The sequence below is a fragment of the Aromatoleum tolulyticum genome, assembly GCF_900156155.1.
Taxonomy (GTDB): domain Bacteria; phylum Pseudomonadota; class Gammaproteobacteria; order Burkholderiales; family Rhodocyclaceae; genus Aromatoleum; species Aromatoleum tolulyticum.
The window spans coordinates 136,452-156,120 of sequence record NZ_FTMD01000009.1; the positions used below are offsets into that span (position 1 = coordinate 136,452).

Annotated in this window: 18 protein-coding genes; 6 read left to right on the plus strand and 12 right to left on the minus strand. The window is 65.1% G+C overall.

Annotated features, from left to right (window positions below; all coding sequences use genetic code 11):
* Positions 1–2: 2 nt before the first annotated feature.
* Genes BW991_RS14605 through rpsB form a run of 6 tightly spaced genes read right to left on the minus strand, consistent with a single transcriptional unit; the run spans position 3 to position 4,692 of the window.
* Positions 3–830: a phosphatidate cytidylyltransferase gene (locus BW991_RS14605; protein WP_076602846.1), complete on the minus strand. Its 828-nt coding sequence runs from the start codon at positions 828–830 to the stop codon at positions 3–5.
* On the minus strand, positions 823–1,632 hold the full coding sequence (gene uppS, locus BW991_RS14610; RefSeq protein ID WP_076602847.1) for a polyprenyl diphosphate synthase: 810 nt from the start codon (positions 1,630–1,632) through the stop codon (positions 823–825). Before uppS ends, BW991_RS14605 begins: the two co-directional genes overlap by 8 nt.
* A 49-nt stretch (positions 1,633–1,681) precedes the next feature.
* Complete coding sequence (gene frr, locus BW991_RS14615; RefSeq protein ID WP_076602848.1) at positions 1,682–2,239, minus strand: ribosome recycling factor; 558 nt, start codon at positions 2,237–2,239, stop codon at positions 1,682–1,684.
* A gap of 10 nt (positions 2,240–2,249) precedes the next feature.
* Positions 2,250–2,966, minus strand: coding sequence for a UMP kinase (gene pyrH, locus BW991_RS14620; protein WP_076602948.1), 717 nt, complete (start codon positions 2,964–2,966; stop codon positions 2,250–2,252).
* Between the two features lie 10 nt (positions 2,967–2,976).
* A complete protein-coding gene (gene tsf, locus BW991_RS14625) occupies positions 2,977–3,882 on the minus strand; it encodes a translation elongation factor Ts (protein WP_076602849.1) in 906 nt (301 codons plus the stop codon).
* A gap of 54 nt (positions 3,883–3,936) precedes the next feature.
* Complete coding sequence (gene rpsB, locus BW991_RS14630; RefSeq protein ID WP_076602850.1) at positions 3,937–4,692, minus strand: 30S ribosomal protein S2; 756 nt, start codon at positions 4,690–4,692, stop codon at positions 3,937–3,939.
* 294 nt (positions 4,693–4,986) lie between these two features.
* Between rpsB and map the strand changes: the two genes are divergently transcribed.
* Both map and BW991_RS14640 read left to right on the plus strand, forming a co-directional pair.
* Positions 4,987–5,802 carry a type I methionyl aminopeptidase gene (map, locus tag BW991_RS14635; protein WP_076602851.1) on the plus strand — a complete coding sequence of 272 codons (816 nt, stop codon included), beginning with the start codon at positions 4,987–4,989 and terminating at the stop codon, positions 5,800–5,802.
* A gap of 22 nt (positions 5,803–5,824) precedes the next feature.
* A complete protein-coding gene (locus tag BW991_RS14640) occupies positions 5,825–8,404 on the plus strand; it encodes a [protein-PII] uridylyltransferase (RefSeq protein ID WP_076602852.1) in 2,580 nt (859 codons plus the stop codon).
* Positions 8,405–8,449: 45 nt separating this feature from the next.
* Here the strand turns inward: BW991_RS14640 and BW991_RS14645 are convergent, their stop codons facing one another.
* From BW991_RS14645 to BW991_RS14660, 4 genes are all read right to left on the minus strand, one after another.
* Positions 8,450–8,956 (minus strand): TIGR00645 family protein, encoded by a 507-nt coding sequence (locus BW991_RS14645; RefSeq protein ID WP_076602853.1) that lies wholly within the window; start codon positions 8,954–8,956, stop codon positions 8,450–8,452.
* A gap of 211 nt (positions 8,957–9,167) precedes the next feature.
* A complete protein-coding gene (locus BW991_RS14650; protein ID WP_342067627.1) occupies positions 9,168–10,259 on the minus strand; it encodes a hypothetical protein in 1,092 nt (363 codons plus the stop codon).
* A gap of 48 nt (positions 10,260–10,307) precedes the next feature.
* Entirely contained in the window at positions 10,308–10,616 is a 309-nt protein-coding gene (locus tag BW991_RS14655; RefSeq protein WP_076602854.1) for a metal-sulfur cluster assembly factor, read from the minus strand.
* A gap of 121 nt (positions 10,617–10,737) precedes the next feature.
* Entirely contained in the window at positions 10,738–11,472 is a 735-nt protein-coding gene (locus BW991_RS14660; RefSeq protein WP_076602855.1) for a Crp/Fnr family transcriptional regulator, read from the minus strand.
* A gap of 290 nt (positions 11,473–11,762) precedes the next feature.
* Here BW991_RS14660 and BW991_RS14665 point away from each other — a divergent pair, with 290 nt between their 5' ends.
* Positions 11,763–13,097 (plus strand): hypothetical protein, encoded by a 1,335-nt coding sequence (locus tag BW991_RS14665; protein ID WP_244551700.1) that lies wholly within the window; start codon positions 11,763–11,765, stop codon positions 13,095–13,097.
* A gap of 40 nt (positions 13,098–13,137) precedes the next feature.
* Here the strand turns inward: BW991_RS14665 and BW991_RS14670 are convergent, their stop codons facing one another.
* Positions 13,138–14,466, minus strand: coding sequence for a cation:proton antiporter (locus BW991_RS14670; RefSeq protein WP_076602857.1), 1,329 nt, complete (start codon positions 14,464–14,466; stop codon positions 13,138–13,140).
* 167 nt (positions 14,467–14,633) lie between these two features.
* On the opposite strand from BW991_RS14670, the gene BW991_RS23695 reads away from it, so the two are divergent.
* Together BW991_RS23695 and BW991_RS14675 are read left to right on the plus strand one after the other, a co-directional pair.
* On the plus strand, positions 14,634–14,825 hold the full coding sequence (locus tag BW991_RS23695) for a hypothetical protein (RefSeq protein WP_139335944.1): 192 nt from the start codon (positions 14,634–14,636) through the stop codon (positions 14,823–14,825).
* Positions 14,822–15,307 carry a glycine zipper 2TM domain-containing protein gene (locus BW991_RS14675; RefSeq protein WP_076602858.1) on the plus strand — a complete coding sequence of 162 codons (486 nt, stop codon included), beginning with the start codon at positions 14,822–14,824 and terminating at the stop codon, positions 15,305–15,307. The genes BW991_RS23695 and BW991_RS14675 overlap by 4 nt, the downstream gene beginning before the upstream one ends.
* A gap of 147 nt (positions 15,308–15,454) precedes the next feature.
* On the opposite strand, the gene BW991_RS14680 is transcribed toward BW991_RS14675, so the two are convergent.
* A complete protein-coding gene (locus BW991_RS14680; protein ID WP_076602859.1) occupies positions 15,455–17,830 on the minus strand; it encodes a DUF6600 domain-containing protein in 2,376 nt (791 codons plus the stop codon).
* A 445-nt stretch (positions 17,831–18,275) separates the two neighbouring features.
* Here BW991_RS14680 and BW991_RS24355 point away from each other — a divergent pair, with 445 nt between their 5' ends.
* Positions 18,276–19,406: a beta/gamma crystallin-related protein gene (locus tag BW991_RS24355; RefSeq protein ID WP_076602860.1), complete on the plus strand. Its 1,131-nt coding sequence runs from the start codon at positions 18,276–18,278 to the stop codon at positions 19,404–19,406.
* Positions 19,407–19,669 lie beyond the last annotated feature (263 nt).

The following is a 19,669-nucleotide window of genomic DNA, read 5'->3' on the forward strand; positions in this document are numbered from 1 at the left end:
GATCAGATTGCGAGCCAGAGGGCGGCGAGGCCCACCAGCGGGAGGGTTGAGGTGAGGCTGTCGATGCGGTCGAGGATGCCGCCGTGTCCAGGCAGCAAGGTGCCGCTATCCTTCAGTCCGGCCTGCCGCTTCAGCAGCGACTCGAACAAATCGCCCAGGACGCTCACGCCCGTGAATCCGGCCAGCAGCGGAATCAGCATGACCACGAGCGGAGTGCGCGCGAATTCCAGCGAGGAGCCCAGCGCGAGCAACACACCGAACAACACGACCCCGGCGACGGCGCCTCCGGCCCCTTCCCAGGTCTTTCCCGGACTGATCTCGGGCGCGAGCTTGCGCCGCCCGAATGCCCGGCCGGTGAAGTAGGCCGAAATGTCCGCGACCGACACGGCCGCGATCACCGCGAGGAGCAGCAGCGGACTGACCGCCCTCAGGTGCGCCATCGCGAGCGCAGGGGGAAGCAGCACGATCAGCCCGACGAGCACGGTACTCGCGCTCCCCTGCAGCCGCCACTTCCGCTTCAGCCAGAACGGCACCACGCCAAGCCAGAACGCCGCGCTGACGGCATAGAATCCGAAAAGCTCGACGGGCGTCTGCAGCGTATCGCTCCCCAGCCCCGATACGAGCCCCAGGAGAAGGCAGGCGGCGCCCATCAGCACTGCGTACACCGCCCGCCGGACGCCGGCAAACCGGCCCAGCCCGCCCCACTCCCACGCCGCCCCGCCACAGATCAGGCTGGCGAACGCCAGCCACCCGAGGGGCGGCAGGAAAAAAAGCGCGCCGAGCAGGACGCCCAGCAGCACGAATGCGGTAATGACCCGGGTCTTAAGCATGATCGGCCGGATCCCGGCTCGCCTCATCCTGTTTCGCGGGTTTTTCGGATTCGCACAGCTGCTCGCTGGTACGGCCGAACCTGCGCTCGCGCGACCTGTAGGACGCAATCGCCAGATCGAGCGCCTTCTCGTCGAAATCCGGCCAGAGCGTGTCGGTGAAGTAGAGCTCGGAATATGCGAGCTGCCACAGCAGGAAGTTGCTGATCCGCTGCTCGCCTCCGGTACGGATGAACAGATCCGGCTCGGGGCCGTAATTGAGCGACAGCTCGGCGTTCAGATCATCTTCGGTGAATCCCGAACGACGCTCGGGATTCTTCGCGAGCATGCGCTCGACGGCTTGCAGGATGTCCCAGCGCCCGCCGTAGTTGGCGGCAATCGTGAGCGTGAGCCGCTCGTTGCGCGCAGTCAGCTCCTCCGCACGACGGATCATGTCGACGAGCCCGGGCTCGAATCGCGACAGATCGCCGATCACCCGAAAGCGGATGCCGTTCTCGTGCAGGCGGTCGATTTCCTTCTGCAGAGAACGCATGAAGAGCTGCATCAGGAACGAGACTTCGTCGGCAGGACGGCGCCAGTTCTCCGAGCTGAAGGCGAACAGCGTCAGGTGCGACACGCCCTTCGCCATGCATGCCCGGATCACGGCGCGCACGGATTCGACGCCCTTGCCGTGACCGGCTACGCGGGGCATGAAGCGCTTGCGCGCCCAGCGTCCGTTGCCGTCCATGATGATGGCGATGTGCTGCGGAACGCCGGACACCTCCGGGATTTCGCGCGTGGAGCTGGTAAAGGGTTTACGCGCCATCATGCGTCTCCCGCGTTGTATCCCGCCGTCAGATCCGATCCGGAACGGATCAAATCTGCATCAGTTCCTGCTCTTTTTGGGCGAGCAGCTTGTCGATCTCGGCGATATTCTTGTCGGTGAGCTTCTGGATGTCGTCCTGGGCGCGACGTTCCTCGTCTTCCGAGATCGTCTTGTCCTTGACCGCATCCTTGAGCTGCTGGTTGGCGTCGCGGCGCAGGTTGCGCACGGCCACCTTGGCGTTCTCGCCTTCGTGGCGCACGACCTTGGTCAGGTCGCGACGGCGCTCTTCGGTCAGTGCCGGCATCGGCACCCGCAGCATCTCGCCCATGTTGGCCGGATTGAGACCCAGGTCGCTGTCGCGGATCGCCTTCTCGATCTTCGCCAGCATGGGCTTTTCCCATGCCTGGACGCCGATCGTGCGCGCGTCGACCAAGGTGATGTTGGCGACCTGGTTGATCGGCACCGGGCTGCCATAGTATTCGACCATCACGTGGTCGAGCAGGCCGGTATGGGCGCGACCGGTGCGCACCTTGGCCAGATCGGCCTTCAGCACCTCGATCGACTTGTGCATCCTCTGCTCGGTCGATTTCTTGAGTTCGGCAATCATTCTCGAATCCTCAGGAATGAACCAGCGTGCCTTCGTCTTCGCCCATCACGACGCGCTTGAGCGCACCCGGCTTGAAGATCGAAAACACGTTGATCGGCAGTTTCTGGTCGCGGCACAGCGCAAACGCGGTAGTGTCCATCACGGCGAGATTGCGACCGATCGCCTCGTCGAAGCTGATGCGGTGGTAGCGCATCGCCTGCGGATCCTTGTGCGGATCGGCGGTGTATACGCCATCGACCTTGGTCGCCTTCAGCACGATCTGCGCAGCCATTTCCGACCCGCGCAGCGCGGCGGCCGTATCGGTCGTGAAGAACGGGTTGCCGGTACCGGCCGCAAAAATGACGACGCGACCTTCCTCCATGTGGCGGATGGCGCGACCACGAATATACGGCTCGACGACCTGGTCGATGCGCAGCGCCGACTGCACGCGCGCCTCGACGCCGGCACGGCGGAACGCGTCGGCCAGCGCCATCGCATTCATCACCGTTGCGAGCATGCCCATGTAGTCCGCGGTGGCGCGATCCATGCCGGACGCAGCGCCTTTCATGCCGCGGAAGATGTTGCCGCCGCCGATCACCACACCAACCTGCACGCCGAGGCGCGTGACCTCGGCGATCTCGGCAACGATGCGGCTGACCACCTCTTCGTTGATGCCGTACGCGTCGTCGCCCATCAGGGCTTCGCCGGACAGTTTCAACATGATGCGCTTGTAGGCGGCGACACTCATCATGGACCTCTTACTTCTTGGCGGCAGCAGCCTGGGCGGCGACTTCGGCGGCGAAGTCGGTCACCTTCTTCTCGATGCCTTCACCCACGACGTAGAGCGTGAAGCTCGCGATCGAGGCGTTGCGCGACTTGAGCAGAGCTTCGACGGTGAGCTTGTCGTCCTTGACGAAGGGCTGGCCGAGCAAAGTGACTTCCTTCATGAACTTCTGCACCGAGCCTTCGACGCGCTTGGCGAGGATGTCCTCGGGGATCGCCTTGCCGGACTTGGCGGCGTCCTCGGCAGCCTTCTCGCGCGCAACGCGACGTTCGGACTCGATCAGCTCGACGGCGACGCCCGAAGCGTCCAGGGCCTTCGGCTTCGCCGCGGCGATGTGCATCGCCAGATCCTTCGCCAGCTGCTCGTCACCGCCGACGAGGTCGATCAGCACGCCGATCTTGGCACCGCCGTGGATGTACGACGCCAGACGACCCTTGGCCTCGACACGCACGAAACGGCGCAGCGTCATGTTCTCGCCGATCTTGCCAACGAGACCCGCACGCACGGAATCCACCGTACCGTCACCCAGCGGCAGGGCCGACAGCGCGGCGATGTCGGCAGGATTGCGCTCGGCAACCAGGGCCGCGCAGTCGGCGGCCAGCTTCAGGAATTCGTCGTTCTTGGCGACGAAGTCCGTTTCCGAGTTGATCTCGAGGATGCTGCCGAGCTTGCCGTCGGCGCTGATATTGATCGCAACGACGCCTTCGGCGGCAACGCGGGACGCTGCCTTGGTGGCCTTGCTGCCGAGCTTCACGCGCAGGATCTCTTCCGCCTTGGCCAGGTCGCCAGCGGCCTCGGTCAGAGCCTTCTTGCATTCCATCATGGGCGCGTCGGTCTTCTCGCGCAGTTCCTTGACCATGCTTGCGGTGATTTCCGCCATGCTAACTCCTCAAATTCGTATGCATATCGGCCCTGCAAGCAGGGCCGAGGAAACTCAGGCCTGCTCGCCCGACGACGACTCATCGACTTCGACGAATTCGTCCGAACCGGCGGCGACGATGTCCTGCAGGACCTGGCTGCGGCCTTCCAGCACGGCGTCGGCGACACCGCGCGCATAGAGGCGGATCGCGCGGGACGAGTCGTCGTTACCCGGGATCACGTAGTTGATGCCTTCGGGCGAGTGGTTGGTATCGACCACCGCGACAACGGGAATGCCGAGCTTCTTGGCTTCGGTGATGGCGATCTTGTGGTAGCCGACGTCGATGACGAACAGCGCGTCCGGCAGGCCGCCCATGTCCTTGATGCCGCCGATCGACTTCTGCAGCTTTTCCATTTCGCGCGAGGCCATCAGCGCTTCCTTCTTGGAAAGACGCTCGATCGAGCCGTCCTCGACCATCGTCTCCATTTCCTTCAGACGCTTGATCGACTGCTTGACGGTCTTGAAGTTGGTGAGCATGCCGCCGAGCCAGCGCTCGTCAACGAAGGGCATGCCGGCGCGGCCGGCTTCCTCGGCGATGATCTCGCGCGCCTGGCGCTTGGTGCCGACCATCATGATGGTGCCGCGATTGGCGGACAGCTTGCGCACGAAGTCCATCGCTTCGTTGTACTTGACCATCGTCTTCTCGAGGTTGACGATGTGGATCTTGTTGCGCTGGCCGAAGATATAGGGGGCCATGCGCGGATTCCAGAAGCGGGTCTGGTGACCAAAGTGGATGCCGGCTTCCAGCATCTGACGCATCGTGACGGACATTTGTACTACTCCGAACTATAAGGGTTGAGCCTCCGCCCGACATGGTCATTCCAGGATGACCCGAACCGTCCCGAGCACATGGCTTTTCGACGGACCCTCACGGCATTCTGCCGGGCGTGTGGATTTTGGCTGCCACCATTGGCAGACAAGCCCAAGATGATAGCAGGTTCGCACCACCCCGCTCAAGATCGAGATGCCCGCACGCGCGGGCAGGGGCGGCGGCTGCGCATCGGATTTGCCGCGGCTTCCGCCATGCGCTAGCCTTTCTCATTTACGCGCCAACCCCCTGCGAAGATGAGCATCACCATAAAAACACCCGACGAAATCGAGAAAATGCGCGTTGCCGGCCGGCTGGCGGCCGAAGTGCTCGACTACATCGAACCCTTCGTCAAGCCGGGAGTCACCACGGGCGAACTGGACCGGCTGTGCCATGACTACATGGTCAACGTGCAGCAGGCGATTCCCGCACCGTTGAACTACGCACCGCCCGGATACGCGCCCTACCCCAAGTCCATCTGCACGTCGATCAATCACCAGGTGTGCCACGGCATCCCCGGCGAGAAGGCGCTGAAGAAGGGTGACATCTTCAACCTCGACATCACGGTGATCAAGGACGGCTACCACGGCGACACGAGCAGGATGTTCATCGTCGGCGGCGACGGCTCCATCCTCGCGAAGCGCTTGTGCCAGGTGACGCTGGAATGCCTGTGGCTGGGCATCTCGGTCGTGAAGCCCGGCGCCCGGCTCGGCGACATCGGCCAGGTCATCCAGAAGCACGCGGAGGGCAACGGCTTCTCGGTCGTCCGCGAATTCTGCGGTCACGGCATCGGCGCCAAGTTCCACGAGGAGCCGCAGGTCCTGCATTACGGCAAGGCCGGCACCGGCCCTGAGCTGCAGGCCGGCATGACCTTCACGATCGAGCCGATGATCAACGCCGGCAAGGCGGCGATCTCGGAACTTCCCGACGGCTGGACCATCGTCACGAAAGACCGGAGCCTGTCCGCGCAGTGGGAGCACACGCTGCTGGTCACCGAAACCGGCGTCGAAGTCCTGACGCTGTCGGATGGCTGCCCGCCCGCCCCGGCGATCACCGTACCAGCGATCCGCTGAGATCGAACGAGCCGAGCCAGCCATGAGCGCCATGTCGATCGATGACTTCCAGGCGGCGCTTGCGCATGCCCGCGAGCACCTGGCGAACGGCTGCGCACGCATCCGTGCCGCCTACGAGGCCCATCCGGCGACATCGACCGTACTCAAGGGACGTGCGCACCTGGTCGACGAGGCGATCCTCCACCTCTGGCGCGCATGCGCCATGCCCCGGGAGGTCGCGCTGCTCGCCGTGGGCGGCTACGGACGCGGAGAACTCTTTCCGCATTCGGATGTGGACTTGCTGGTGCTTCTGCCGGCTGCGGCCGACGGCCCGCTGCAGGCGCGCATCAGCACGCTGATCGGAGCGCTGTGGGACGTCGGTCTCGAGATCGGCCAGAGCGTCCGCACCCTCGACGAGTGCCTCGAAGCGGCCGAGGAAGACATCACCGTCCAGACCAACCTGCTGGAAGCCCGGCTGCTCGACGGCAACGCGGACCTGTTCGAGGAGTTCGCGCAGCGCTACCGGGCACAGCTCGACGTGCATGCGTTCTACAAGGCAAAGCAGCTCGAACAGGAAAACCGGTACGCGCGCTTCAACGACACCCCGTACGCGCTCGAACCGAATTGCAAGGAGAGCCCGGGCGGACTGCGCGACCTGCAGATGCTGGGCTGGATCGCACGCGCCGCCGGGCTCGGGCGAAACTGGCGCGACCTCGCGCGGCGGCGCCTGATCACCGGCGCGGAGGCGAGCGAGCTGCGCAGCATCGAGCGCTTCCTGCAGCACGTACGCATCCGCCTGCACTATCTGACGGGACGCGCCGAGGACCGCCTGCTGTTCGATCACCAGGAAAAGCTCGCGCGCGCATTCGGCATCGAGGCGACCGCAGCCAAGCGCGCGTCCGAAGTGTTCATGCAGCGGTACTACGTGAACGCGAAGAAGATCACGCAGACCAACACCATCCTGCTGCAGAACTACGGCGCCGAGATCTTCCCCAACCGGGGCGGCGCCGCCTTCGTGATCAACGAGCGCTTCCAGGCGGTGCGCGAACTGCTCGACATCCGCGACGAGGACACTTTCGAGCGGCACCCCAAGGCGCTCCTCGAATGTTTCCTGCTGCTGCAGCAGCGCTCCGAGCTGAAGGGCATGACCGCGCGGACGCTGCGCGCGCTGTGGCTGAACCGCACGCGCATCAATGCGGCCTTCCGCGCCGACCCGGCCAACCGCGCGCTGTTCATGGAACTGCTGAAGCAGAAGCGCGGCATCGTGCATGAATTCCGGCGGATGAACCAGTACGGCATCCTGAGCCACTACCTGCCGGCGTGGCGGCGCATCGTCGGCCAGATGCAGCACGACCTGTTCCACGTCTACACGGTCGACCAGCACATCCTGATGGTTCTGCGCAACATGCGCCGCTTCACGATGGGCGAGCACGCGCACGAATATCCGCTGATGACCCGGCTGATCCTGGGATTCGAACGCCACTGGCTGTTGTACGTCGCTGCGCTGTTCCACGACATCGCGAAGGGGCGCGGCGGAGACCACTCCCAGCTGGGCAAGGGCGACGCCCGCGAATTCTGCGAGCACCACGACCTGGCGCCGGACGACGCGGAGCTCGTCGTGTGGCTGGTCGCACACCACCTCACGATGTCGCAAGTTGCACAGAAGGAGGACACGACGGATCCCGAGGTCATCCGCCGGTTCGCCGACACGGTGCAGACCGAACGGCGCCTGACCGCCCTCTACCTGCTCACCCATGCGGACATTCGCGGCACGAGCCCGAAGGTGTGGAACGGCTGGAAGGGCAAGCTGCTCGAAGACCTGTTCTTCGCCACGCAGCGCCTGCTGCGCGGCGCCACGCCGCAGCAGGCGCTGGGACTCGACGACCGCCAGGAGGACGCCCGCGAACTGCTGCGCTACCACGGCCTGCGCCCGGGCATCGAGGAGGCGCTATGGACGCAGCTCGACGCGGTCTACTTCATGCGCCATTCCGCCGAAGAGATCGCCTGGCACACGCGCATCCTCTATTTCCGTCCGCAGAGCGAAGAGCCGGTGGTCAAGGCCCGGGTTCTCGATGGCGACGAGGGTGTGCAGGTGATGGTGTTCACCCCGGACCAGAAAGACCTGTTCGTGCGCATGACCGGTTTCTTCGGTCGGCTCGGTTTCTCGATCCTGGACGCCAAGGTGCACACGACGCGTCATGGCTATGCGCTCGACAGCTTCATCCTGCAGGATCCGGGCAACGCCGCGCATTATCGCGACGTCATCCAGCTGATCGAACATGAACTGACCGAACGGCTGAAACATCCGGGACCGTCCGACCGCCCGACGCAGGGCAGGCTTTCGCGCCAGATGAAGCACTTCCCGATCACCCCGCAGATCAGCATCCAGCCGGACGAGCCGGGCAAGCACTTCATCCTTTCCCTCGTCGCAGCGGACCGCCCCGGCCTGCTGTTCTCGGTCGCCGAGGTACTCGCACGTCACGAGATCCGCTTGCACACGGCGAAGATTGCAACGCTGGGCGAGCGCGCCGAGGATACTTTCCTGATCAGCGGAGCGCGCCTCGCGCTCGACGGCCAGATCCTGCAGGTCGAACGGGAGCTGCTTGAACGCCTGCAGGTCTAGCTGGCGCCCCGAGTTGCGCGTTCGCACCGGTGCATAGGCGGGGCGTCAGTGCCCCTTGCCCTGCAGGCGGTCCATCAAGGCGTAGAGAACGCCGGACACGAGGAAGGTGACGTGGATCCCTACCATCCATGCGAGGTGGCGGTCGCTCACGTTGTCGACGTTCAGGAAGGCCTTCAGCAGCTCGATACCCGAAATTGCCACGATCGAGCCGATCAGCTTGATCTTCTGGTCGGAGAAGCCGATATGCCCCATCCATTCGGGGCGGTCGGCATGCGAATGCAGATCCTCCATCTTCGACACGAAGTTCTCGTAGCCGCTGAACATGATGATGATGAGCAGGCTCATGATCAGCGCGATGTCGACCAGCGACAGCACCCCGATGATCATCTCCGACCCGGTGGCGCTCATGATGTGGCTGAAGAGGAACCAGACTTCCTTGCCGAACTTCACGAGAAGCACGACCAGCGCCAGGATCAGCCCGAAGTAGACGGGCGCCATCAGCCAGCGGCTGGCGAAGAGCATGTGTTCGAAGGCCGACTCGAGTTTCTTCATTTCTTGGGCAGGATGCATGCAATGGAACAGGGAGGGCGCAATTCTAGCAGTTGTCGCACGCGCCCCCGGTTCGCCCCCGCAGCGCCCGAAACATTCCGCAACGCAACCGCAGCGCCCTTCCGCACGGTGCGCCGAACCCCGGCGCTCCCGCCTCCCTCCCGCGGAAAGGTTACGGGATCATTGCACACCGACGCTGCGGGTTCCCCCGGCTTCAGCCTCGGCCGGCGAGACGGCCGCGCAGCACGCTCCCCACCATCGTCACTATGAAGGCAAGGAGGGCGAGCGCATTGGCCAGCCCGCCCGCCAGCAGCAGGGGCGCCGCATTACCGCCCGCGAGCGTTCCCGCAATCCTTGCCGCAAGCGAGGCGTGAAGCAGCACGAGCGGCAAATAGAAGACCGGATGATAGGGAATCCGGACCCGGGCGATAGCCGGGAAGATGATCGGGGCATGGCCGAACACCATCGCGAACACGAAACCGAGCGCGATCGCATGCAAGGCCGCATCGCGCAGCAGATGGCCGGGCGCGAAGCCGCCCGCGAGCCCGATTGCAGCCCCCACGGCCAGCCATGCGTAGCCGGACAGGAGGCAGAGCGCGATGTAGCGCACAAGGTCGCGTTGCCGCGCGTTGTGCCGCGCGATGTCGTAACGCAGCAGCCACAGCGACAGCGCGAAAAGGCCGGCCGCGAACAACACGAGTCCGAAGGGCGAATACCAGGCCGCCACGGCGCCGCCGAGCGTGGTCGCGACGGCGACGCGGAAGAGTGGCCCAGCCTCACGCCGCGCAGGCAGAAAGCGGGTGAGTTCGAGCCTCTCGCCGGCGATCGTCACCACAAGAAATGAGAGCCACCACGGAATCGCAGGCTGGATCATGCCGCTCGCGACCCAGGCCAGGTTCCCTGCAAGCCAGCACCCAGCCCCGACAGCCAGGGTCCGCGTAAACAGGGCCGACTGCCGGCGCACGACCGCGATCGCCCCACCGACGAGCACCAATGAGGCGAGGACGAACAGCAGTTGCGCCCACGGCAGGGGCAAACCGGCAAGCAATGCGACGCCCCCGAGCCCCGAGGCCAGAGGCCCCGCATAGGCGATGGGGTGTCCGAGCGCTACGGCACGCTCGAGTCCGATCACCGTTCCGAAGAATGCGCAGACCATCAGCGCGGCATGCCACCCGGCCAGCGCCGACGCGAGAGCGGGGACGTCTGCGCCCAGGCGCGCCAGCCCGGCACCGACGCCGGCCACGAGCGACAGCATCCCCAGCACCAGCAGCAGCACGCGCGGAACAAGCCGCGGATCAGGACTCACGACACCCCACCTCCGTATTCCCTGCCCCGTCGGTCTCGCGGGGCGTCCTCACCAGCCGAAATGACCGCGCGCATCCTTGTTCATCATTTCGGGGGTCCACGGCGGATCCCACACGAGATTGACCACTACACCGATCTCGGGCGGCAGCGCCGCGTCGAGCGCGGCGTCGATGTCGTTCATGATCATGTCGCCCATGGGACAGGCCGGCGACGTCATCGTCAGACGGATGGAGACCTGCCCGGGCGTGATGTCGATACCGTATACCAGTCCGAGATCGACGATATTGACCCCCACTTCCGGATCGATCACCTGGCGCAGCACTGCCTTGACGGATTCCACATCGGGCATTGCAGGCATCGCGAACCTCCTCGTCCGTCGTATTGGAAGTCCGATTATGACCGTGAAGCCACCGAAAACTCCAATCCGGGCGGATCGATTCTCCGCTCCGGCCAGCGACAAACGACAGGCGGGCGCCGGGTTACAGGGCGTTTTCCTCAGGCAGCAGGCGATCGAACTCCCTCTTGACCACCGCATAACACTCGCAGGTCCGCGCCTCCAGCCCCGGCCGGTCGAGGACGGTGATGTGCCCACGCCGGTATTCGATCACGCCGGCCCTCTGGAGGTTGCCGGCGGCCTCCGTGACCCCTTCGCGGCGCACGCCGAGCATGTTGGCGATCAGCTCCTGGGTCATGACCAGTTCGTTCGCGGACAGACGGTCAAGACTCAGCAGCAGCCAGCGGCAGAGTTGCTGGTCCAGCGAGTGATGGCGGTTGCACACCGCGGTCTGCGCCATCTGGGTGAGCAGCGCCTGGGTATAGCGCAGCAGCAGGTTATGCAATGCCCCGGAACGGCGCCCCCCGACCCGATCGAATTCATCCTTCAGCACCTGGCTCGTCAGCCGGTAGGCGTGCCCTGCGCATTGCACGACGGCCCGGCTGGGTGTCGTCTCACCGCCCATGAACAAGGAGATGCCGACGACACCTTCGTTGCCGACCATGGCGATTTCGGCCGAGGCGCCGTCTTCCATGACGTACAGCAGGGACACGATCGAATCGGTGGGGAAATAGACGTGATGCATCGGGATCCCGGATTCGTACAGTACGTCGCCGAGCGCCAGCGGGATCAGCTCCAGCTGTGGAGCGAGGCGTGCGTATTCGTCGGCCGGGAGGGCTGCGAGAAGGCGATTCTGGCGCGGGTCATGATAGTCAGGCATGCACAATCTTCCACTCGTCGAATAACCATTTTCAGTATAGCCCCCGGCTCGCGATAGGTGCGACAGCGAACAGACGCGGCACGGGATCCGGCGCAGATTTCATCAGCCCATGACAGGACACGAGGATCGGCAAGACACACCCCGAGCGCACAAGGACACCATAGCCCTCGTGACGATGGACGCGCACCGGATCGTGATCTCACGCATCGCATCATTGCCGACGGCTAAAAGGCAATGCTGCGCCACGGCACGAGGATGCGACAAGGTTAAATATTCGCATGGAGGGGATGATGAAACGTTATCTGAAATACATTCTTGCAGTCCCGGCATTGGCAGCCCTGGCGCTGGCAGGTCAAAAGATCGCCATCTCGGACGACGTCGCGCAGTCCGGCAAGAGACTCGACCAGCAGATCGACCGACAGGCGCAGCAGACATTGGCCGAAGGAAGGGAAACCTTCCGCTTCGATACATTCGGCGATGAGGCTTTCTGGGGCGATACGCTGAGGCTGCACGAGGCGATAAAAGGTGCCCAGCTTGGCGGTGTCGGCCCGGGTGTGAGCCCGAAGACTGCGCTCGCCGTGGGGCTGAAGGTCGACGTCGACGCCCTGCCGGGGAAGCTCGTGGACGATCTGAAGGCCGGGCGCGTGAATCTGGATGATCCGGCGGTGACTGTCGAGTTGCTGCGCCTGAATGCGGTAATCGGCGTGACCGGGTTCTTTGACGGAGGGCGCGACCTGCACTCCATCGGTATCCAATGCGCGCTCTGCCATACCGCGGTGGACAACTCGCTCGCTCCGGGGATCGGTCATCGGCTCGACGGCTGGGCTAACCGCGACCTCAATGTCGGCGCGATCATCAATCTGTCGCCGGACCTGAGCGCCGTGGCCGCACTGCTGCAGATCGACCCAGCGACCGTGCGCCAGGTCATTACTGCCTGGGGGCCGGGGAAGTTCGACGCCGAGCTGTTTTTGGACGGCAAAGGCTTCCGACCCGACGGCAAGACTGCCGCAACGCTGATTCCGCCGGTGTTCGGGCTGGCGGGCGTGAACCTCCACACCTGGACCGGCTGGGGCTCGGTGCCGCACTGGAATGCCTTCGTCGCCAATCTGGAGATGCATGGCAAGGGAACGTTCTTCGATCCGCGCCTGAACGACCCGGTGCAGTTTCCCGTTGCAGCCCGCGCGGGCTTCGGCGATGTGCGCAGCAACCCCGACCTGATCAGCCCGAAACTGCCGGCACTGCATTTCTACCAGCTCGCGATTCCCGCCCCGGCAGCGCCGACAGGCAGTTTCGACGCCGCCTCCGCCGCGCGCGGCAAGCAGATTTTCGAGAACAAGGCAGGTTGCGCGAGCTGCCACGTTCCCCCGACGTATACCGAGCCGGGTTGGAATATGCATACGCCGGCCGAAATCGGCATTGACGATTTCCAGGCGAACCGGGCGCCGGACAGGCGCTACCGCACCGCGCCGCTGAGGGGATTGTGGACCCACACGACCGGCGGCTTCTACCACGACGGGCGCTTCGCGACACTGGCGGCAGTGGTCGATCATTATGACGCCCACCTCGGATCAGGCTTGACCGGACAGGAGAAGAGCGAATTGGTGGAGTACCTGAAGTCGCTTTAGCCTGCGCCACGACGAACGCCCGGCAGAGGGGCCGGAGTCGTCAGTCGTCTTTCCGCCGCCCCTGGCGCCGCGGCTTGCGCCGCGCATAGAGCGACATCAGGGGCGTCACGGATACGCCATGAACCACGATGGAGACGGCGACCACGGTGAGCGTGAGGGCGATGATTTCCTCCGCCAGGGGACGCGGCAGGCCGTGGTTGATGGCATACATCAGGTAGTAGATCGAGCCGATACCGCGGATACCGAACCAGGAAATCAGGATGCGCTGATCGTGTGACACGGGCGCGCCGAGCAATCCAAGCCACACCGACACGGGACGTACGACCAGGAACAGGAGCAGGACAATCCAGCCGGCACTGGCGGGGAGGTAAGTGTAGGAGAGCATCGCGCCGACCACCAGGACGACCCCCACCTCCGCGATGCGCTCAAGTTGTTCGTTGAAGCCCCGCACCGCCTGCATCATGTAGGCCCCGGCATAGTCCACATGGGTGGCAAGCACCTCGTCGGCCTGCCTGCCCTGAAGACCCGTTTCCAGAAGAACGGCATCCGGGATTCGCCTTGGCTGCTCGTTCACTCGCTGCAAAGCGAGACCTGCCGCAAAAACGGCCAGGAAGCCATACGTGTGGCTGAGCACGGCTGCCCCGTAGGCCAGTGCAATGAGTCCCAGGGTGAGGAACTCGTCGAAACCGACCGACTCCTTGTGGCGGCTGCGCAGATACACCACCAACCGCCCGATCAGCGTACCCAGCATACCGCCGATCAGCAGACCGCCGGCAATCGCCCACAACACGTCGACGGCCAGCCAGCGCCAACCGCCCGTGCCCAGGTCGTGCAGCCCCATCAGGCCGAGTCCCAGCATTACGAAGGGAAAGGCGGCGCCATCATTCAGGCCCCCCTCCCCGGTCAGACTGAAACGCAAGCGGTCGCGATCGCCCACCTCGACCACTTGGACGTCGGAGGCCAGCACCGGGTCGGTAGGCGCGAGGATAGCCCCGAGCAGGACTGCTGCGCCGAGCGAAAGGCCGAGAACCAGCACGCCGATCGCTGCGATGAGCGCCACCGTAATGGTCATCGAGACGATCGCGAGACGCACAGGCAGACGCCAGCCCTTGTCCGACAGCGGGAGGCCGAGCTTGAGACCGACGGCGAACAAGGAGATGAGCACCGCCAGCTCGGTGACCCTTTCCAGGATGACAGCGTAGGTCAGCGGATCGGGCGACAGCAGCGCCCACCCGGCGGGGCCGAGCCCGAAACCGGCGACCAGGTAGAGCATGGCGGTGCTCAGGGGGAGCCGCTTGAGCGACGTACCCGAAAGGGCCATCGTGATCAGCAGCACGCCGATGATGAGCGCCCAGATTGCGAAGGACATGGGGGAAAGATACGCCAGTTGCCCGGCCTCCTTCGTACGTTGCCGCACACAGGGCAGGTCATCCGGCCGCTAAACGACTTCCCGCTGACCGAGCCGGCAAACGCCGCGCCTCGCACATTATGAGCGCAACCGCACAGAGCGGATGGCGGCGGAGGGAGATGATCAGCATGAAGATCGGCGGCCGCACCCGAACCGACGACGCAGTGAATTTTGTTCACGCGCACGGCGACAAAGGGGTGCGGAACGTCGACAATCTGGTGAGCATCGGGACTCGGGTGGAGTCGCTCATCACAACGATCGCGAGGGCCCGCCCGGCCGGCACGCGACCTTATTCAAATTGGGCAGGAGATTCATCATGAAAACGATCAATGGATTCGGATCGGTGCTCGGAGTCGTTGCGGCGCTGACGCTTGGTGCATGCGCAACCCCCTACGACGAGCCCTATGGGGCCAGCCCCGGAGCCAGCAGTCAGGAAGATACCTACCCCGGCTATGGCGTGGTGTCGTCGATCGAACGGATAAACCAGAACAGCACTGGCCGTGCCGGCGGCATCGGACTGGGTACCATCGCCGGCGCCGTCGTCGGGGGAGTGGTCGGCAACCAGGTCGGATCCGGAAGCGGCAACACGGCAGCAACCGTGATCGGCGCCGCGGGCGGTGCCTATGTCGGCCACGAGCTGGAAAAACGGCAACGCGCGCAGCGGGGGGACGATGCGTACAAGGTCACGATCAGCATGGATGACGGGTCATATCAATCGATGATCCTGGACAGCAGCTCCAACACCAACTTCCGTGTCGGCGACCGGGTGCGGATCAGGGATGGCGTGCTGCAGCGGTACTGATCGCGGCACGGGGTCCCCTGAAAGATGAAATGCCCTGCTGTGCAGGGCATTTTCCGTTGGTGATGCACGCTCTCGTGCCAGGTGACGGGACGACGTCCGCGGCGGCAGTTGCGTGCCGCCCTGGTATCGCCGTGGACAGTCGATGAATCAGTTGCGCCGTTCGTCCCTGCGCCGCTGTTCTTCTTCCTGCTTCTGCTCTTCACTGTCCTTGTTCTTGTCTCGCGCCCTGCCCGCTGCGGGCCTGGGCTCCTGACCGCGTGGCTCCGCCGCGGGCGCCGGCTCGGGTCTCGCCCGTTGCGCGGGCTGCTGCGCGGGCGGAGGCGGTGGAGGAGCGACGGCTCTTTCGCGCTCGCGCTGACCACCATTCCCACGCTGTTCCGACCTGTCGCGTGGCTCCCGCGACTGTGCTGCCGGGATCTCCGGCGCTGGCCGCGGCGGGGCAGTCTCAGGCGGCGCCACACCCCGGGCTGGCGCCGGGGGCGGCGTCACCGCTTGTTCGCGCTGTTGTCGTTCGCGACGCTGTTCCCGCTCGTCACGCTGCTCGGACTTTCCGCGTGGTTCGGGCGATTGTGCCGCCGGCTCGGCAGGCGTCGCCGGCACTGCGGGTACCGCCGGCGTCGTTCGCGTCGCAGGAGTTGCCGGTGTCGCAGGCGCAGCTGGCGTCGCACGCGGCGGAGCGGGCTCCGGCTCGGCGGGACGCTGCGGTGTTGCGGGCCGCGGAGCGGCGGTTTGTCCGCGCTGCTCATCGTCACCGCGCCGATCCGCCCTGCCGCGTGGTTCGCGCGATTGCGCTGCGGGCTCGGCCGGCGTCGTCGCCTGCGGCGGCGCGATCCGCGGCTGCATCGAGCGCTGCGGCGGTTGCGCCGGCGGTGCTGCCGGCTCGTCACGCCGAGCCCCCCTGTCCGGCTGTTCGGACCTCCCACCTGTATCGTCGGCCGCCTTGGCCCGGGCCGCTGCCTGCGGCGGACGCGCACGCGGCATCCCGTCCTGCTTCCGGGTGATGACTTTGACGGCGGGCGCCGGCGCGGTCGCTGCGGACCGCAATTCCTTGCGTACGGACTCATCGAGCGGTCTGCCCGGCTCGGCGCTCAATCGCTGCTGTTGTGCCACGAATCCGACCGGCGCCGGCGGCGGGGCAGTCCGCGCGACGACACGCCGTTCGAGCGCACGCGGAGGCGGCTTGCCCCCTTGGGCAGCAGCGCCACGCACGCTTTTCTCGGTCGGTGCAAGCGGGGCAACGAGCGCCAGAGGTGCACTGCCGATCGTTTCCCGCGATACCCGCAGCGCCTCCCTGGAGACCGGCTGCGACTGCACGAACGCGGTCGTCGGCACGGCGACGACCGCCCCCTCGACGCTCCGGTTGATGTAGACCACATTGGTCACGTTCGAATTGTTGTAGTAATTGTTGATGACCGTGTTATTGACGATGGTATTGCTGCGATTGATATTCTCGAAATAGTCGCGGCTGACCCGATAGGCGGGTCGGTAGACCTCGCGCGGCCCCAGCGGGAACCAGGCGACCGCTCCGACAAGGCCGCTCGATATCGTCAGCTGGAAGTCGCCACCGCCGACGAACACGACCAGCGCCGGAGCGTAGTAGGCCCTGCTACGCACGGGACCGGGCACCCAACCCCACGTTCCACCGACATGGGCCCAACGGCCGTAATGCGATACGGCGAAGCCCCACGGCGCGTCATCCACCCAGGTCCAGCCCCACGGGTCGATCCACGCCCAATGCCCGTCCCGATATGGCGCCCAGCCGGTGGCCACGCGATCCGGGTACCACACATTGCCGTAGGTCGCGTCGGCGCGCCAACTGCCGTAATCATCGAGATCCTGGTAACCGACCACATCCTGCGAGACATAGCCGGCGGAACGCGACTCGTCATAGCGGCGGTCACGGCTGTTCGACCAGCGGTCGAAATCGTCCGGTCGCGGCGCATCGACATACTCGTACTCGCGCAGGTCGGTGCCGGTGAATCGATAGGCTTGCCGCGAATCGATGACATAGGCGGCTTCGTCGCCGTATGCCTCGCCCTGCCCCCTGCGCATGAAGATCGTGGTCGCATCGTCCTCGGAATCCACTTCGATCCGGTATGCACCCGGTTCGCGCAGGGTAAAGGCCAGATTCGGCGTATCGACCTCGAAAATCTGGTTTGGCGCGATACGACGGACGCGCACATTCAATGCGCCCTGCGTCAATTGCAGTTGGGTGATGCGGTCATCGAGATTCAGGACGGACACGCTGGTGCCGGCGTGCATGCGAACCAGCGCTCCGCCGGTCTCGAGTTCGGCGCGCGCACCGTCATCGACCCAGAGGCGGTCCCCGGTGGTCAGGGGACGATTGACCGTGGCCTGAACCCATTCGTTGTCGCCCGCGGGCGACATGCTCACCGCGCCGCTCGTGTAGGCAAGCCGCGCGACGCGCGACGGCGGGTCCGCGCCGGCCCAGCCGCTGAAGGCCAGCATTGCGACGCCAGCCAGGAAGGCGGCGATCCGCAAGCGGAGAGATTGCGTTTTCATGGTGATTCCTTGAGCGGGATTGCGCTGTCAGGATTGACAGAGCTCGTCGACGTCACGGCCGACGCTCCGTCGAGAAGACAAGAAAAGCATACGAAGCACTGAGCGCACCGTCTGTTCGGTAGCGCACCAAGACCGTACGCCAGTCGAAACGCCAGGCGGCGCCGTATTCAGAACTGATCCGGTTCGCTCGCACATCGCCTGCGTGCGAGGCAAACGCGCTCGTTATGTGTGCTCCCGAACAGACCGCGGCCCTGTAGCGGGTGAGATTGAAACTAGTTACGTCGTTGCCCCGGCGCCCTCACATACGAGCGCTGACAAGGCGAGGATCTGCAATTCCAGCAACGGGACCCGAGGTCCGGCCACGCCGGACTGCGTCGCGCGTCTGGATGGAATACCGCTGTTCCTGACGGGCTTCGGTATGCGCAACCCATTACAGGAGACATCAATGACTACGATACTGAGAACTGCGCTGGCGGTGGCCGGCGTGCTTATGGCCGCGCAAGCGGCCGCACAGGTCACCTTTTACGAGCGCGAACGCTTCAGGGGCAGTTCGTTCACGACGACGGAAAGGGTGCGCAACTTCGAGCGCCGCGGCTTCAATGACCGGGCCTCTTCGGCCGTGGTCGCACGCGACCGGTGGGAGGTGTGCGAGGACGCCGGCTTCAGAGGCCAGTGCGTCGTCCTGCGCCGCGGCAGGTACCCGTCGCTGGCCGCCATGGGCTTGAACGACCGCATTTCATCGGCGCGGATGCTGGACAGGAATGCACGCATCGATGAGGACCGCTACGCGCCGGACCCCAACGCGAACCGCGATGACCATGACGACGCACAGGTCACCTTCTACGAACGTGAAGGCTTCCAGGGCCGATCCTTCAGCACCGAGGACCAGATCCGCAACTTCGAGCGCAGTGGCTTTAACGACCGCGCTTCGTCGGTCATCGTTACCAGCGGCCGCTGGGAAGCGTGCGAGGACGTCCGCTTCAGCGGTCGCTGCGTCGTCCTGCGTCCGGGCAGGTATCCGTCCCTGGCGGCGATGGGGCTGGACAACAGCGTGTCGTCCGTGCGAACGGTAAGCCGCGACGCGCGCATCGATGACCATCGTTATGCGCCAGCGCCCGTCGTCTCCCACGACTACCGCCGGCGCGATGACGAACGCCTGTACGAGGCGGAGGTCACGGCCGTGCGCGCGGTGGTGGGACCACCCGAGCAACGCTGCTGGGTCGAGCGCGAAGCGGTCGATCAGGACCGCAGCAGTGCCAACGTTCCCGGCGCCATTGCCGGCGCCGTCATTGGCGGCATTCTCGGCCACCAGATCGGTGACGGACGCGGCAGGGATCTCGCAACAGCCGGTGGTGCCGTCGCGGGAGCCGTAGTCGGCGCCAACGTCGGCCGTAACGACGGCGGACAGCAGGCGTACGCCCAGGATGTGCGGCGATGCGAGAACGTACCCAGCCAGGCCCGCCCCGAATACTGGGATGTGACCTATGCCTTCAGGGGCCAAGCGTATCGCGTACAGATGACCGCGCCCCCCGGACGCACCGTCACCGTCAATGAGCGCGGCGAGCCTCGCGAGTGAGCCGTCGACGCAGCAGACCCGAGCGCGGCGCCCCGGCCGGGCCGCTTTGCTTCGGGACGACCTTGCGGAGCCTATGTGCGGCAGCAGACAGACGGTAACGAGAAGCCTGCATAACCTCGGGTCATCGGAGCCAGCCGCATGCGGTGTCAACACCGCGGCAATGTCCAGTGGTTGAAAGCAGCGCGGTCCTGGCAAAGAGAAGGGTGTGCAAGGCATCGCACACCAATGCATCACTCCAAATTTCACCGGATGAAGGAACGAAA